The sequence below is a fragment of the Bacillus cereus group sp. MYBK101-2 genome, from assembly GCF_051918845.1.
Taxonomy (GTDB): Bacteria; Bacillota; Bacilli; order Bacillales; family Bacillaceae_G; genus Bacillus_A; species Bacillus_A paranthracis.
Genome location: NZ_JBQAIE010000002.1, coordinates 279,091 through 294,488, shown reverse-complemented (window position 1 = coordinate 294,488; position 15,398 = coordinate 279,091). Strand labels below are relative to the sequence as shown.

Genomic DNA, 15,398 nt, shown 5'->3' with positions numbered 1-15,398 from the left:
CCCTCTCTATCTTGCATACGTGACCAACATATAACATATTGCCCCAAGACTAATAAAAGGACCAAACGGTATTTGAGTCCTCATTTTCATACGTTTTAATACGAGACCAGCTCCAAAGAAACAAAGACTAAAGCAAGATGCTAAAAATAAAACGATAAAAATCCCTTTCAGTCCCACTATAAATCCAAGTAACGAAAGTAATTTTATATCCCCTCCCCCAAGCCCTTCTGGATATATCTTTTGCATGCAGTATAACAAAATGAATATAACGCAACTACCAACTATACTATCTATCCAAGTGACTAACGGTATAAAAGCACATTCTAAAATGAGTAAACAAGCAAACCAAGCTAAAATACGATTTGGAATTAACATATATATGTAATCTGTAACTGAAATAATAAGAAGTAACGAAAAAAGTGATAAAACGATAATAAGCTCTCGTTCCACCCCAATCATATATACAGTAAGAAGACATATCATTCCAGTTACAAGTTCAAATACTACGTACAAAATTGAAATTTTCCTCTTACAATTCGTACAACGCCCTCTTTGCATACAAAAAGAAATGATTGGAATCAATTCTTTTGGCTTTAGCACATACTTACAATAATAACAATATGAACGCGGGGTTATGATAGACTCCCCTAGCGGAACTCTCATCGCAATTAACATAAAAAAAGAACCAAACACCATCCCCGCTAACAATGCATATACATAAGTGAACATCCCTTCCTCTCCTTTCCAAAAGAACATAGCAAAAAAAGGAGAGAACTTCTACTTCATATTATCTCTATTCTATAAAAAAAGCAGGCCATTTTCTGGCCTGCTTTCCCCTATTTTATACGATGAAATATACTGCTTTTAATGGTCCATGTACTCCGACAACAAGATTCATTTCTATATCTGCCGAGTTACTAGGTCCTGTAATAAAGTTAATACAAGATGCCACTGTCTCGCCATTTTCTACACGCTTGTTCATATCCTCAACTGCTTGTGTAATACGAGGTACAAGAGTTTCACGTGGAATAATAGCAAAGTATACAGTCGGTAAAAAGTGTAAAGAACGGCCTTGGCCTTTATGACTTTGTACAACGATCGTACCAGATTCGGCTAAAGTATAATCACTAAATGCAATTCCAATATTTGCTCTTTCCGCGATACGCATATTCTCTTCTTTTTTCTCAGGATCCCATACGTTCACTTCAACATTTTGCTTTGGAAGTTCTTCTTTAAATAAAGAAGTCAACCCATAAGAATCAAAACGTTCATCTGCCGATAACATAATAGGTCCCCCGCCGTTTTCAACGATTACTTTTTGAATATCCTCACGTAAACGGTCATTTGTCGTTTCCACAACAGTTGTATGAATGTTTGTACATTGATTTTTAAATACTTCTAACAATTCTTCTTGTGAATAATTTTTTAACGTTTCTTTATTCACATTGTTTTTCCATACTGGACGTTTTACACCATCCGTTTTACGCGCGCGTCCAAGTTCTTTTGCAATATTTTCTAGAAAGGACTCACGGTTTTGAATTAATCCTGTCATTATTTGTCCCCGCCTTTCTTATGATCTTTATACCAATCACGGAATCGTTCTTTACTTGGAGCCGGGAATTCACGAATATCTGTCCAGTTTTTAAGTGGCCCAACACCTTTTGATACACGGTTACCAGATGTAAATGGACTCATTGCTGCTGGCGCCATCTTTGATCCCATTTTATATAAAGCTGCTGAAGATGCACCCATACTAAACATTTTCATTGCTAATTTTTCTGCAAGTGGAGCACGCCCTTCTTGCTCAACGATAACTTGACGATGTTTTAATAATAAATCATGCAATGGAATTTTTACTGGACAAGCTTCTGTACACGCTCCGCATAAACTAGAAGCATAAGGAAGCTCTTTGTAATCATCATATCCACCTAAAAGTGGTGTTAATACCGCCCCAATTGGTCCTGAGTATATAGAGCCGTATGAATGTCCACCAACATGTCGATATACAGGGCATACGTTCACACAAGCAGCACAACGAATACATTGCAACACTTGACGGAATTCAGATCCGAGAATTTGAGAACGACCATTATCAACCACAACTAAGTGGAATTCTTCTGGGCCATCTACTTCCTCTTCTTGAATTGGTCCCGCTACCGTTACATAACTTGTTAACTTTTGACCTACTGCACTACGACATAGTAAACCAACTAAAACATCTAATTCTTCCATTGTCGGAACCATACGTTCCATACCCATAACCGCAATTTGTGTTTTTGGAATCGACATAACAAGGTCGGCATTACCTTCATTTGTTACTAAACAAAGAGAGCCAGTATTTGCAACAGCGAAGTTACAACCTGTCACACCAATTTCAGCACCCATAAATTTTTCACGAAGTTGTTTACGAACAAACTTTGTCATTTCGTATGGATCATCAGAATTTTCATAGCCAAGCTTTTCTTTAAATACGTCACGAATTTGCGTTCTATTTTTATGAAGAGCAGGCGCAATAATATGTGAAGGTGGATCGTTATCTACTTGCAGAATATACTCTCCTAGATCACTTTCTAACACTTCACAACCGATTTCTTCAAGCGCATGGTTCATACTAATTTCTTCTGTTACCATTGACTTTGATTTTACTACCTTTTTTGCCTGCTTCTTTTTTGCAACGTCTTGAATATACTTTGCTGCTTCCTCTTTCGTTTTCGCAAAGTACACATGTCCGCCTCTTTTGGATACATTTTCACTTAACTGCATTAAGTAATAATCAAGATTTTCTAACGTATGTTGACGAATTTCTTCACCGAGTTCACGCCATTCTTCCCAGTTTCCTAATTCATCTGCTGCTTTTAAACGATTCGTATATAAGCGTGTTTGTGCAGAAGATACTGCTCCGCGCATAAACGAATCTTGAATTCCATCGCCAACGCGATCATTAAATTTTTTCTCACTGATTTTCATAGACATAGCTTATGTTCCCCCTTCATGAGCGACTATTCAGTACCTCAGCAATATGCATTACTTTTATTTCTTTTCCTAAACGCTCAATACGTCCGCCAATGTTTAACAAACACCCACAATCTGCACCGATTAAATAATCAGCGCCTGTTTCCATTGCACTATCTACCTTTTCATCTACCATTTGCTCAGAAATTGGAGTCATCTTCACTGAAAACGTTCCCCCAAACCCGCAACAATTTTGCACATTTGGTAACTCTCTCACAGTTAACCCTTTTACATTTGATAATAAAATTCCTGGTGCCTCTGTTACTCCAAGCATACGTGTCATATGACATGATTTATGAATAGTAGCAATCCCTGGTAAACTTGCACCAACATCAGTAACCTTTAAAACGTCTACAATAAATTGTGTAAATTCATATGTTTTATCAGCAACTTTTTGTGCACGTTTAGCCCACTTCGGATCATCTTTAAAAACATGCGGATACTCATGAAACATTGTCGCACAAGAACCAGATGGCGTAACGATATATTCTGCATCTTCAAAAGTTTCAATCATATGTTTCATCGCTTCTTTTGCAGCTTCTACATGGCCGCTATTATAAGCAGGCTGACCGCAACAAACTTGTGCTTCTGGAAATTCAATTTCACAACCTAAACGCTCCAACACCTCAACTGTTGCTTTGCCGACATTTGTTTCAAACATATCGACTAAACAAGTAACAAATAAAGTAACTTTCATAATTATTACTCCCCCTTTTTACAACTCCACCAACAAACATATGGTCATCAGATGACTAAGGAGAGAAGAAATAGGCTCAACCATGGCCTATCCTCTCCCTCTTCTAAAGAAAACGCTTACTTAATCTCTCTCTATTTTATCAGAAAATTAGATTTTTAAAAGATTAAATTAAGAATTTATATCGTTTCTACCTGTGACAATATGTTCTACATTTGTTAAATGATCTAGCATTGCTTGCTGCGCTAATTCTACATCTTGCTTTAACACTGCATCATATATAACTTGATGCTCTTCTATAAGTCGTTCTGATGTTGTTTGTTCACCATATAAAATAATGCGTCTTGATTCACCAATTGTTTCAGCAATCATCTCTGAAACATGATTCATAAGTTCAAGCAAAATGTTGTTATGCGAAGACTCTGCAATTCCCATATGGAACTGAAAATCTGCTTTTTCACCAGCTTTTTCATCTCCAACGCTCTTTGCCATTTCATCTAACCAATGCTTCATATTTTGTAAATTATCTTCCGTACGTTTTGCCGCAGCTGCTCGAACTGCCCCCACTTCAAGCACCTTTCGTACTTCTAATAAATTCAAAATATCTTCTTTCTTCATCAATAATCTATTGTTTAATGATTTTGTTAATGAAGAAGAATCGAAGTTCTTCACATATGTACCTTCTCCTTGTTTCATCTCAATTAAGCCCATTGCTCTTAGCGCACTTAGCGCTTCACGAACAGCAGATCTACCAACTTGAAACTGCTCAGCTAATTGATGTACAGGAAGTAGTTTGTCACCAGGTTTTAACGTACCATTTTTAATCATTGTTAAAATAGCTTCAGATACTTCTTCGTAAATCTTTTTCGGTTTAATAGATTTGTACTCCAGTTAAATCACCTCAGTATCTTCCAAACAACAATTGAAACGATTTATAAGAACTTTGCATCATAACTATTTTAGAACGAATTGGTAAGAAGTACAAATGTTTTGTTCATAAAATCGTCAAAATTCCGATATTTATTACATATTAATTTATATCTTACGTATAATTATTGTCTTCCATATAAAGAGCATGCTCTAAAAATTAGAACATGCTCTCCTCATCCTGTACTTTCAATTTAATACTAACCGTCGTACCGTTCCCTTTTTCACTTTCAATTCGCCACTGTCCGTCATGTATATGAACAATTTGTCTTACAATTGCCAGGCCTAAACCTGTTCCACCATGTTGACGACTTCTCGCTTTATCAACTCGGTAAAAACGCTCGCCAAGGTTTTCCAAATGCTCTGTATCAATACCGATCCCCGTATCTTTTATGTTCAATTCACAGTAATCATCTATCTGTCTGAGCGTTACCATAATATCCCCGTTTTGATTTGTATACCGTATCGCATTATCTAACACGTTATGAAGCACTTGTTGCATACGATCCTCATCAATCATTACAATGATTTCTGGATTTAAATTTGTTGAAATACGAATTTTCTTTTCTATAAACTTAATCTCATACGTATCTAACACATCTTCAATGAGTTGTGAAAAAACGATAGGTTGTTTCTTTAACGGAAAATGTTCACCTTCTAATTGTGCTAAATCTAATAAATCATGAACGAGACGCTGCATACGATCTGCTTCTTTATGAATAAGCTGTGTTACTTTTTCCTGTTGTGGTCCCTTCGCTACACCGTCTAAAATAGCCTCGCTATATCCTTTTATATAACTAAGCGGTGTTCTTAGTTCATGCGAAACGTTGGCTAAAAACTCCTTACGCTTTACGTCTTCTGTCTCCAAAGAATTTGCCATTTTATTAAATGCTTTTCCTAATCGCCCAATTTCATCTTCAGAAGAAATTGTAATTCGTTCCGAAAAATCCCCCGTAGCCAAATGATTGGCAACTCGTTCCATTTGCGAAAGTGGTTTCGTAATAGCAATAATAATTTTTCTACCAATCCATATTGTCAGTAAAGTTATAGCAAGTGCTAACGGTGCTAAAATAAGACCCATATCATATATTAAGTCTTTTATACTTTTTAAAGGAATATAAGAATATACAATACCAACTAATTTTTTATTTTCTAAAACAGGGATGACAACCCCCATAATATTACGGTCAAAATGTTCCTCGTATCCTATCTTTGTCACAGTTTTTCCATCTAATAATGCTTGCCTGTCCCCTTCACTTATAAGAGAATGATGGTGCACATCAAATGGTAAACATGCACTTAAATCACGTGGGTTCGATACGAAAAGAACGTCTGAACTAGATATTTGATCAAATGCTCTTACTTTCTCTTCAAAAATTGATATTCCTTCGCGCTTATCATATTGCGCAGAAAGACGCTTCCCTTCCATTACTAATGAATCTTTTAAATTATCAACGTATAGTTTTTCATACGAATATAAAGATACAAAATAAAGAAAGGAAACTGTTACAAATACTGCACATACTACTGTCAGCCAAAGCTTCTGTACCATCGTAAACATACGTTACACCTCAAATTTATAGCCTACACCCCAAACAGTTTGAATGTAGTTTCCACTTTCTCCAAGCTTCAAACGCATCGTTTTCACGTGCGTATCTACGGTTCTTGTACTTCCGGCATAATCATATCCCCATACCTTTTCCAGCAATTGTTCTCGGCTAAATACTTGTCCCGTATGTTGGCAAAGAAAATAGAGTAAATCAAACTCTTTTACTGTAAGAGAAATTGGCTCACCATCCACCTCAATTTTCCTACTTTTTTCATTAATAAGGATCGGCCCAAACTGAAATTCCTCTTGTTGCTCTTGCTTTGTATAACGCCTTAATACAGCTTCCATACGAGCAATTAATTCACCAGGACTAAATGGCTTTACAATATAATCATCTGCTCCCATACGTAAGCCGTTCACCCTATTCCACTCTTCACCTTTTGCTGTTAAAAATATTATTGGTACATCTGACGTTTTTCTAATTTCTTTACAAACTGAAAGTCCATCCATCTCTGGCATCATAATATCTAGTACAACGAAATCATAATGATTTGTCTCTAATTTTTTTAGAGCTTCTTTTCCATTTTCAGCTTCTCCCCACTCGTATCCGAAATTATCTAAGTACATTCCAACAAGTTGCCTCATATCACTTTCATCATCTACAACTAATACCCTATATTTATTCATTGTCCTCTCCTTCCCTCTCTATGAGTTGAAACGGCCCTTTTCCGACTTTAATTGTTTGTTTTATTTTCAAGTTCTTCATATCCATGACGCAAACTTCATCACTATCATAACTTGCTACGTACCCTTCTGCTCCGCTCTTCAAAAATGCAAATGGGTTCGATCCTACTTCTACAGAATCTACCTCTTTATACGTGCTAACATCAAACTTTCTAAGCGTATTTGAACCGTGACTTAATGCATATACATACTTATTATCCTTCGTTATATTCACAGGCATAAAAGGAGCGTGTAAAGAACGTACCATTTCTCCGCTCTGCAAAGAATACACTAATACTTTCTCATTGACTTGATTTCCATCACCATGTCCACCAATCCATATTTCTTTCCCATCCGGACTAATTGTCGCTCCCGTTGACGCTGGGGGAATCATAAAGGTTTGTATCACTTCTTTTTTCTTTGAATCAATTGTCGTTAGCTTCGTATCATAAAAGTTTAATACAGATAACTGGTTATGGTACTCTACCATCGTTATTGGCCCTTTTCCAGTTGACACACTTCCTGTCTCTTTACCTTTTATCGTAAAGAACCTTATCTTTTGGGCATTTTGATCGGCAGCAAATAATTGCTTTTTATCTTCTGATACGACTACATTTACAATGCCTTTTCCTGTTTTATATTTTTCCACTTGCCTTCCTTCTGCTAGTGAATATACATACATGTACTCTAACTGCTTACCATATATAAGTATGTCCTCACCATTTGGAAGTAGTGCAATCCCTGCCATTGGTTCGTTAAGTTCCCATGTCGTAATTAACTTTTTAGTATGTTTATCAATAAAACTAAGGCTACCTTCTTTTATATTCGTTGTTATAATAACGCTTTTATCTTTAGCAATCGATGTATAGGAACTTCCTTGACACCCTACTAATAGAAATAAAAAACAGAGAAGAAAAACATACTTTCTCAAAAGATCCCCTCCATCTTCGGATGATTTCGTTATAATTGTAAAATAACAAATAAATGTGTGGAAAGTGTGAAATTTCCCTTTCTTACTTCATTTACATATATAATGTACAACAAATAGAATTTGAGGTGTGCCAATTATGCTTTTTCCTGATTTAGCGAATAAAATTGTACGAGAAGTACGCAGGCTAATTAAAGAAAATATTATTATCATTAATATACAAGGCGTTATTATTGCAAGTACAGATATAGAAAGAATCGGCCAATTTCATGAAGGCGCACTCCGCTGCGCAAAACAAAAGAAAACTGTCATTATTACAAAAGAGGATGAACGACGTTTGCAAGGCGTAAAGGCAGGTATGAATCTCCCTTTACTATTCCATGACGAAGTAATTGGTGTCATTGGAATTACAGGCGAACCTGAAAATATTTCACAATACGGAGAAATATTACGTAAAATGACCGAACTACTCATCCATGAAAACTACTTTTTAGAGCAACTAGAACTTGAACACCGTTCTTATGAGGCATTTGTCTTTGATTGGCTTCAAAATACAGACTGGTCTCCAAACTTTCTCGATCGTGCCAAAACACTTGGTATTGATTTATATAAGAAAAAACAACTTATTTTGTTCTCTATCGATCGAAATGACACGATGCTTCAGCGTAAGATTTGGCAACATGTACGCAATCTATTAACAAAGGAGCATCTATTTATTCGCTGGGGAAATGATCGATTCATTTTATTTACAGCCACGAACTCCAAAGAGCAAACATATCAATTTTTAAAACGATTAAAACAAGACTGTGAAACTTTGTTTTCTATTCCTTTATATATCGGGATTGGAAAATCCGTTACGCCAAGCAATATGAGCTTATCATACGAACAAGCATTACAAGCTCTTTCCGTATCACTTGAAACAAAAAAAATTGTATTTAATGAGGATTTACGTTTAGAAATGTGCTTACAAGATATTTCTGCGGAAACGCGGGAACAGTTTCTAAAGCGCACCATCGAAAACTTACTATCATCACCTGAGCTTATGCACACTTTACGTTTATTTATCGATTATAACCAATCCTATAAACAAACAGCGCAGCAATTACATATACACATTAACACATTGCATTACAGACTTAAAAAGATTGAGGAGTATACAGGACTTGATCCGAAACAATTCAAAGACTTAAATATTTTATATTTCTCGCTCCTCTTATTAGATAATCAAACAAAAAAGAACGATAAAAATGATTAATCTTTAGATGATTATACATAGAAAGAATCCCCCGACTTTTTTATCATTATAATGAAAGCACTGTGACAACGTTTTTTATTATGACTCATTACGTTAACAGTTTGAGGGGGATTTCCAATGTTAGAAAAACAAATTATTGATTCATTCGTATCCATTGTTGGCGAAGATAATGTAGATACATCCAATATGGGGCGTTTAACGTATAGTTATGATGCCACTCCAAACTTCCAAGCAATGCCTGATGCAGTCATTGCTCCTCGTAATACAAATGAAGTAGCTGAAGTATTAAAAGTATGTAACACTCACAAAATCCCTGTATATGTTCGTGGGTCTGGAACAAATCTTTGCGCAGGGACATGTCCACTTGAAGGCGGTATCGTCCTTATCTTCCGCCATATGAATAACATTTTAGAAATTGATGAAGAAAATTTAACAATTACTGTACAAGCTGGTGTTATTACGCTTGATATTATTAAAGCAGTAGAAGAAAAAGGTTTATTTTATCCACCAGATCCAAGCTCAATGAAAATTTCTACAATTGGTGGTAACATTAATGAAAACTCGGGTGGATTACGTGGATTAAAATATGGCGTAACACGTGATTATGTGATGGGGCTTGAACTTGTCTTACCAAATGGTGATATGATTCGCACTGGTGGTAAATTAGCAAAAGATGTAGCTGGTTACGATTTAACTCGTTTATTTATCGGTTCTGAAGGAACACTTGGCGTCGTAACAGAAGCAATATTAAAACTTGTTCCTATGCCTGAAACGAAGAAAACGATGCTTGCACTCTATGAAGATATTAATGAAGCTGCACGTGCTGTTTCTTCTATTATTGCAAATAAAATCATTCCAGCGACACTTGAGTTTTTAGACCAGCCGACAATTGAAGTAGTAGAAGAGTTTGCTCAAATCGGTTTACCAACTGACGTAAAAGCAATTTTATTAATTGAACAAGACGGTCCGCCTGAAGTTGTTAATCGAGATATTGAAAAAATGGCTAACGTTTGTCGTTCCATGAATGCAGTTGATGTTCGCGTCGCAAAAGATGAAGCGGAAGCAGATGCGCTTCGGACAGCTCGCCGTAGTGCACTGTCAGCACTGGCAAGATTAAAACCTACTACAATATTAGAAGATGCAACGGTACCACGCTCACAGATTGCTCCGATGGTTGAAGCTATTAATGCCATTGCCAAAAAATATAATATTCCTATTTGTACGTTTGGCCATGCTGGCGATGGCAACCTACACCCAACTTGTATGACAGATGCTCGCAACGAAGAAGAAATGCACCGAGCTGAACAAGCTTTTGCTGAAATATTTGCGAAAGCAATTGAACTTGGTGGCACGATTACTGGTGAACATGGTGTTGGTGCGATGAAGGCTCCGTATTTAGAAATGAAGTTAGGTAAAGAAGGTATTGCTGCTATGCAAGGAATTAAACAAGCCTTCGATCCAAATAACATTATGAATCCAGGAAAGATGTTCGCGAAGGACACTCGCAAAAGAGTGGTGGTTGAGCGATGACAACATTAAATAAAGAAAACATTCAAAAGGAATTTAAAGAACGATTAAGTGAAGATGAACTACTAAACTGTATGCGATGCGGTTTCTGCTTACCAACTTGCCCTACTTACATTCAATCTGGATATAAAGAATCACATTCCCCGCGTGGACGTATCGCATTAATGAAAGCGGTCGTCGACGGCTTAATTGAGCCAGATGAAGATGTTGAAAACACATTAAATGTTTGCCTCGGCTGCCGTGCTTGTGAACCTGTTTGTCCATCTGGTGTGAATTATGGACATTTATTAGAAGAAGCTCGTGATATTATAAATCAAAACAAAAAGTTTTCAATGCCAGTGAGAGCTGTTCGTAAAGTCGTTTTTGAAGGACTTTTCCCGCATCAAAATCGAATGAGAACATTAACAGGATTAATCGGATTTTACCAACGTTCCGGTTTACAAACGCTAACACACAAAACAGGAATTATGAAGTTATTCCCTGAAACACTTGCAACAATGGATCTCGTTTTACCAAAAGTCCCAAAAATGAAAGCAATGAAAGATCGCCCTGAATTTTTACCTGCTGAAATTACAAAAAAGAAACAAGTTGCATTCTTCACAGGTTGTTTAATGGATACGATGTTTTTAGAAACAAATAACGCAACGATGAAACTACTTCAGTTAGCTGGTTGTGATATCGTTATTCCAAAAACACAAAGTTGCTGCGGGGCATTACATGGACATGCTGGTGAGAAAAATGGAGCAAAAGAATTAGCAAAACGCAATATAAAAGCATTCGAAGATTTAAACATCGACTATATTATTACGAATGCTGGTGGTTGCGGAGCTTACCTCGTGGACTATGATTATCTTTTAAAAGATGATCCACAGTGGGCTGAACGTGCAAAGCAGTTCGTTTCTAAAATTAAAGATATTACTGCTATTCTAGTAGAACTAGATTTCCATAAACGTAATGACTTACGAGTCACGCCGCAAGTTATTACGTATCAAGACTCTTGTCACTTACGCAATGTTATGCGAACATCTTCAGAACCTCGTATGTTACTAGAAGCAATTCAAGGCGCAACATACCGTGAAATGAAAGATGCGGATCGCTGCTGTGGTTCTGCTGGTATTTATAACATTGTTCATTCAGAACTATCTATGGAATTTCTAGATTACAAAATGGACCGTGTGCATGAAACAGAAGCAGCAACCATTGTTACTGCAAATCCAGGTTGTTTATTACAAATGAAATTAGGCATTGAACGAGAAGGTCTTTCTCATAAAATGAGAGGAATTCACATCGTTGATTTATTATTAGAAGCAATTGAAACCAACTCGTAATAACTCGTAACATACGTAATAATAGGAAAACGGCTATCTCCTTCGTCTATGTAAAGAGATAGCCGCTTTTTTGTCCGCTACAACATTAAAAATATGTTACTTTATTATAAAAAAGAACAACAGAAACATTACAGTTTTGTAAAAATCAATCCAGTATATTCCTCAAAAAAACGCTCAAACCATTGATACAATAGGATTCTTCATTTTCAATATAGGTACATTTATCCAAAAACCGCGTCTTATAACCAAGTATAAAAATGCTGAAAATTCCTTTTATACTCTATGTTTCTCTTATTTTTCCCCTTTTCCCCTCTTAGGATAAATTAGGTAAATTTTAAGTCTATGAATTTTTTTCCATCTTTTTTCTCACAAAATCTATGCTACGATGAATTTGTCAGTCAGACAGGCTGTCAAAAACAAATCGTGTGAAAACAAATTAAAACTTTATATAGGGGGACACACATCATGAAAAAGCGTGTTTTATTATCTGTAGCTGCTGCAACGGCTCTTACTTTAGGAGTATCTTCTCTAGATGCACAAGCTGCAACAGTACAACCATCTAACATAAAGGTTCAAAATATTCAGCATTCAAAAGTGATGATGAAGCAAATGAGCCAACAAGAATTACAAGCATTCTTACAATCTATGGGCGTTGAGTCATTAGCACAATGGCAACAAGGAAACTTCCAACCAAATTGCATTATTCCTGGTCAACAACCTACTGAAAATGTTGTAACTGAGCAACCGACAGCTAAGCCAGAAACTCAAAAGCCTGCTGAGCAAAAGCCTGCTGAAGAAGTTCAAAAACCAGAAGCTCAAAAGCCTGCTGAAAACAATAATACGCAAAAACCGGCTGAACAAAAACCAGCTGAGCAAAAGCCTGCTGAAGAAGCAAAATCTTTAAGCGAGTTCGAACAACGTGTTGTTGAATTAACAAACGCTGAGCGTGCAAAACAAGGTTTACCAGCTTTAAAAATCGACACTGAATTAAGCAAAGTAGCACGCATTAAATCTGAAGATATGCAAAAAAATAACTACTTTGATCATAACAGCCCTACATACGGGTCTCCGTTTGACATGATGAAGAAATTTGGTATTTCTTATACATCTGCAGGTGAAAACATCGCCCAAGGCCAACGTACACCTGAAGAAGTAGTACAAGCTTGGATGAACAGTGCTGGACACCGTGCAAACATCTTAAATAATGGCTTCACTCACATCGGTGTTGGCTATGTAGAGAGCGGCAACTACTGGACACAACAATTTATTACGAAGTAAATAGATTAAAAGAGTCTTCTCATAATGAGAAGACTCTTTTTTACGTTTCATAACTTTCTATTATGTATGAGTATAAAGCGTAGAACATAAACAAAATAGAACCACCACTTATTACGCTAAGTAACACATAAAATCCCCATTTCAAGTTCAAAAACAATGAAAACAATATACTACATGCCATCACTTGAAAAATCCGTCTACTCACTAAACGGATTTTTTTTAATTTGATTGAGTCTTTTTCCGTACTCTGAACTTTTTTAAACGCCTTACTAAGCATAAAGAGAAACATACTAATCCCAATTGTTAGTCCTGTTTGAAAGGATATCATGCTTCCAAAATTAATAAAAAGAATGAGCATATGGATAAACAACATAAATAAAGTAATCGTCTTTAGAAATCCACTTATAATGACATGCTCGTCTTCATTAAACTTGTATATATTATGTGAAATAATATACATCAATCCATGTAAGAAAATAATAAGACAAGGAATAAGTGCTATAACAACTTTTTTACTCATAAATTCGTTTGGCCGACCATTTCCATCCCAATGTACCGCCAAATGCTCTGGTAAATATGGATAGAGACATAGAGTAACTAAAAGACAAGCGAAAAATATTCCTAGTATATATTTATATTTGATCAAGTGATTCTCACCTCTCTTTTCTCTTAACGGCTTCGCTTCTTTTAGAGAAATTCCTGCAAAAATCTACTTTTCTCAAATTTAAACTTACACTTTACGCATTTACTCTTTGAAATTCTTTCATTTTGTCATTTAATTTTGTAGGAAATGGTACATCCACTTCAATCTCTTCTTTCGTAATTGGATGTAAAAAGTTTATCTTCATCGCATGTAACGCTTGCCTAGACATATATTTCGTTCCTCCACCATATAAAACATCCCCAACTAACGGATTACCATTATAGCTCATATGAACACGAATTTGATGGGTTCTACCAGTTTCTAATTGTAACGTTACAAGCGTAACATTTTGTTTTCTAAAGTACTTCTCTACTTTATAATATGTGATTGCTTGATCTCCCTTTGGAGAAACACGTCGTCTCGTCGCATGATGGCGATCTCTTCCGATAGCCGCGTCAATCGTTCCTTGCTTCTTTTTCACTTTGCCTTCTACAAGAGCTGCATATGTTCTTTTAATTTTTCGTTCCATTAATAAACGATCCATAATTGCACCAGCAATTCTATGTTTGGCAAACACGACACCACCTGTCGTATCTTTATCTAACCGATGAATATGACGAACCTTCGTCTCTAAACCTTGCATTTGAAAATGAAAGGCAACAAGATTTGCAAGAGTTCCCATCCCACCTTTTTCAGCAGGGTGCGTATCCATCTTCTCAGGCTTATTGACAATGAGTACATGATCGTCTTCATATACTACATGTAATTCACCATATTCAGGCTCTACACCGTATTCTTCCTCCATAAACATATGAACTTGTAACTTATCGCCTTCTTTTAAAAGCTCATTCCATCTTCTCTGTTCTCCGTTAACAGTAACACCTTTTTCCATACGAAGCTGATGTAACAACTTTTTCGGTATTTCCCATTCTATTTTTAATAGCGACTCGATGCTTATACCATTCCATTTCGCTGGCACAGTAATTTCGCACCATTCGCCCTTCTTCTTCGTTTCCATACTGTATCACCTTATTTCTATTGATTCTCTCATTGTAACGGAAAATACACTTTGATGCACCGTCAAAAATAGAGGACAGTCTTATAATAGACTGCCCTTCACGCTCTACGCCTTCTCATTTCCTGCAACACTTCTTCCGCTTTTTGTTCATACGATAAATCTTTAAAGAAATCCGCCAATCTCTTATAATCGTTATACGTATCTAATAAGTCATCCATCTTTTCTGTTTTCATCACTTGTTGTTTTTGCTTCATTTTTACCGGATAACGATAGCCCGATACTTCTTGTATTTTGTAATACTCATCCTCTACTTGAATGACCTTTACAAGTTCCTCTTCTTCCGCATCCATCGTATACCCATCAAAATCTCTAAGCAATTCATAAATGATATGAGTCCATTCATCTTTTGGATAAAACCCTTTTTCTAACCGATAACCGACAATGCGATACAAATGCCCATCATTTTCTGCAAACTGTACTGTATCATTTAGCTTAAACTTAAAATAACGAAACATT

15 protein-coding genes are annotated in these 15,398 nt (G+C 36.2%); 4 read left to right on the top strand and 11 right to left on the bottom strand.

Annotated elements, in window-relative coordinates; translation table 11 throughout:
- Positions 1–6: 6 nt before the first annotated feature.
- From ACTFSI_RS06775 to ACTFSI_RS06740, 8 genes are all read right to left on the bottom strand, one after another.
- Positions 7–729 carry a prepilin peptidase gene (locus ACTFSI_RS06775; protein WP_138322285.1) on the bottom strand — a complete coding sequence of 241 codons (723 nt, stop codon included), beginning with the start codon at positions 727–729 and terminating at the stop codon, positions 7–9.
- Positions 730–841: 112 nt separating this feature from the next.
- A complete protein-coding gene (locus tag ACTFSI_RS06770) occupies positions 842–1,552 on the bottom strand; it encodes a LutC/YkgG family protein (protein ID WP_044792797.1) in 711 nt (236 codons plus the stop codon).
- On the bottom strand, positions 1,552–2,973 hold the full coding sequence (locus ACTFSI_RS06765) for a LutB/LldF family L-lactate oxidation iron-sulfur protein (RefSeq protein ID WP_000061916.1): 1,422 nt from the start codon (positions 2,971–2,973) through the stop codon (positions 1,552–1,554). Before ACTFSI_RS06765 ends, ACTFSI_RS06770 begins: the two co-directional genes overlap by 1 nt.
- A 16-nt stretch (positions 2,974–2,989) precedes the next feature.
- Entirely contained in the window at positions 2,990–3,709 is a 720-nt protein-coding gene (locus tag ACTFSI_RS06760) for a (Fe-S)-binding protein (RefSeq protein WP_000869149.1), read from the bottom strand.
- A 168-nt stretch (positions 3,710–3,877) separates the two neighbouring features.
- Positions 3,878–4,567, bottom strand: a complete 690-nt coding sequence (locus ACTFSI_RS06755) for a FadR/GntR family transcriptional regulator (protein ID WP_254912616.1) — start codon at positions 4,565–4,567, stop codon at positions 3,878–3,880.
- A 226-nt stretch (positions 4,568–4,793) separates the two neighbouring features.
- Positions 4,794–6,194, bottom strand: coding sequence for a sensor histidine kinase (locus ACTFSI_RS06750; RefSeq protein WP_000494834.1), 1,401 nt, complete (start codon positions 6,192–6,194; stop codon positions 4,794–4,796).
- 3 nt (positions 6,195–6,197) lie between these two features.
- Complete coding sequence (locus ACTFSI_RS06745; protein ID WP_001046403.1) at positions 6,198–6,869, bottom strand: response regulator transcription factor; 672 nt, start codon at positions 6,867–6,869, stop codon at positions 6,198–6,200.
- A complete protein-coding gene (locus ACTFSI_RS06740; protein ID WP_001234171.1) occupies positions 6,862–7,836 on the bottom strand; it encodes a YncE family protein in 975 nt (324 codons plus the stop codon). The genes ACTFSI_RS06745 and ACTFSI_RS06740 overlap by 8 nt, the downstream gene beginning before the upstream one ends.
- A gap of 136 nt (positions 7,837–7,972) precedes the next feature.
- On the opposite strand from ACTFSI_RS06740, the gene ACTFSI_RS06735 reads away from it, so the two are divergent.
- The 4 genes from ACTFSI_RS06735 (at position 7,973) to ACTFSI_RS06720 (ending at position 13,221) form a co-directional block, all read left to right on the top strand.
- The gene (locus tag ACTFSI_RS06735) at positions 7,973–9,088 is read left to right on the top strand and encodes a CdaR family transcriptional regulator (RefSeq protein ID WP_000898627.1); all 1,116 of its coding nucleotides are present in this window, start codon (positions 7,973–7,975) and stop codon (positions 9,086–9,088) included.
- A 117-nt stretch (positions 9,089–9,205) separates the two neighbouring features.
- Positions 9,206–10,618 (top strand): glycolate oxidase subunit GlcD, encoded by a 1,413-nt coding sequence (gene glcD / locus ACTFSI_RS06730; protein ID WP_000890742.1) that lies wholly within the window; start codon positions 9,206–9,208, stop codon positions 10,616–10,618.
- Entirely contained in the window at positions 10,615–11,943 is a 1,329-nt protein-coding gene (locus ACTFSI_RS06725; RefSeq protein WP_000209637.1) for a (Fe-S)-binding protein, read from the top strand. The genes glcD and ACTFSI_RS06725 overlap by 4 nt, the downstream gene beginning before the upstream one ends.
- A gap of 465 nt (positions 11,944–12,408) precedes the next feature.
- Positions 12,409–13,221: a CAP domain-containing protein gene (locus tag ACTFSI_RS06720; protein WP_138322286.1), complete on the top strand. Its 813-nt coding sequence runs from the start codon at positions 12,409–12,411 to the stop codon at positions 13,219–13,221.
- A 40-nt stretch (positions 13,222–13,261) separates the two neighbouring features.
- On the opposite strand, the gene ACTFSI_RS06715 is transcribed toward ACTFSI_RS06720, so the two are convergent.
- From ACTFSI_RS06715 to ACTFSI_RS06705, 3 genes are all read right to left on the bottom strand, one after another.
- On the bottom strand, positions 13,262–13,867 hold the full coding sequence (locus ACTFSI_RS06715) for a DUF1648 domain-containing protein (protein WP_000598988.1): 606 nt from the start codon (positions 13,865–13,867) through the stop codon (positions 13,262–13,264).
- A gap of 91 nt (positions 13,868–13,958) precedes the next feature.
- Complete coding sequence (locus tag ACTFSI_RS06710; protein ID WP_000448338.1) at positions 13,959–14,882, bottom strand: RluA family pseudouridine synthase; 924 nt, start codon at positions 14,880–14,882, stop codon at positions 13,959–13,961.
- 98 nt (positions 14,883–14,980) lie between these two features.
- A complete protein-coding gene (locus ACTFSI_RS06705; protein WP_000490288.1) occupies positions 14,981–15,397 on the bottom strand; it encodes a hypothetical protein in 417 nt (138 codons plus the stop codon).
- Position 15,398: the final 1 nt, after the last annotated feature.

Bases quoted from the DNA above. Each gene is read 5' to 3' on its own strand.
- ACTFSI_RS06705 (WP_000490288.1), bottom strand. From the start codon at position 15,397: ATGTTTCGTTATTTTAAGTTTAAGCTAAATGATACAGTACAGTTTGCA.
- ACTFSI_RS06735 (WP_000898627.1), top strand. From the start codon at position 7,973: ATGCTTTTTCCTGATTTAGCGAATAAAATTGTACGAGAAGTACGCAGG.
- ACTFSI_RS06775 (WP_138322285.1), bottom strand. From the start codon at position 729: ATGTTCACTTATGTATATGCATTGTTAGCGGGGATGGTGTTTGGTTCT.
- ACTFSI_RS06745 (WP_001046403.1), bottom strand. From the start codon at position 6,869: ATGAATAAATATAGGGTATTAGTTGTAGATGATGAAAGTGATATGAGG.
- ACTFSI_RS06765 (WP_000061916.1), bottom strand. From the start codon at position 2,973: ATGTCTATGAAAATCAGTGAGAAAAAATTTAATGATCGCGTTGGCGAT.
- ACTFSI_RS06725 (WP_000209637.1), top strand. From the start codon at position 10,615: ATGACAACATTAAATAAAGAAAACATTCAAAAGGAATTTAAAGAACGA.
- glcD (WP_000890742.1), top strand. From the start codon at position 9,206: ATGTTAGAAAAACAAATTATTGATTCATTCGTATCCATTGTTGGCGAA.
- ACTFSI_RS06710 (WP_000448338.1), bottom strand. From the start codon at position 14,882: ATGGAAACGAAGAAGAAGGGCGAATGGTGCGAAATTACTGTGCCAGCG.
- ACTFSI_RS06770 (WP_044792797.1), bottom strand. From the start codon at position 1,552: ATGACAGGATTAATTCAAAACCGTGAGTCCTTTCTAGAAAATATTGCA.
- ACTFSI_RS06750 (WP_000494834.1), bottom strand. From the start codon at position 6,194: ATGTTTACGATGGTACAGAAGCTTTGGCTGACAGTAGTATGTGCAGTA.
- ACTFSI_RS06720 (WP_138322286.1), top strand. From the start codon at position 12,409: ATGAAAAAGCGTGTTTTATTATCTGTAGCTGCTGCAACGGCTCTTACT.
- ACTFSI_RS06760 (WP_000869149.1), bottom strand. From the start codon at position 3,709: ATGAAAGTTACTTTATTTGTTACTTGTTTAGTCGATATGTTTGAAACA.